We start from the raw sequence: 541 nt of genomic DNA on the forward strand, positions 1-541 counted from the left end.
CGCAGGCCCTGATGACGATCGGAGAGGTCGGGCAGCTGATCACTGGCGGCGTGGTGTCGCCAGTCACGGTCACGTTGAAGCGGCAGGAGGCCGTGTTGCCAGCGTCATCCCTGGCCGAGCAGGTGACGCCCGTCTCGCCCACCGGGAAGGTGGAGCCCGAGGCGTACGAGCACGACAGGGTGGCCGGGCCGCAGGTGTCCGTGGCCGAGGCCGCGAAGGTGGCCGGGGCGCCCGCGGGCGAGCACGTCTCGAGCACCTGCGAGGCCGGGCAGCCGACGGTCGGCTTCGTGTTGTCCACCACGGTGACGTTGCCCACGCACTGGTCACTCGCCGCGCCATCCGAGGCCGTCAGCGTGACGGGGTGCGTGCCCAGGGGCAGCGACGTGTAGGGCACCTCGCTGATGGACAGCGGCGACGGCCCATTGTCCGGGTCGTAGCTGCCATTGTTCACGCTCGCGCTGCCCGTGCAGTACACGTCGGCGTTCACCGTCACGTCACGGCACAGCGCCACCGGCGGCTTGTTCGTCGGCGTCGTCACGGT

General features: G+C 70.8%; 1 protein-coding gene. It reads right to left on the reverse strand.

Annotated features, from left to right (window positions below):
• Positions 1 to 541 (reverse strand): HYR domain-containing protein (locus tag Q664_RS44280; RefSeq protein WP_043411078.1); only part of this gene is annotated, 541 nt, incomplete at both ends.

The sequence above is a fragment of the Archangium violaceum Cb vi76 genome (assembly GCF_000733295.1).
Taxonomy (GTDB): domain Bacteria; phylum Myxococcota; class Myxococcia; order Myxococcales; family Myxococcaceae; genus Archangium; species Archangium violaceum.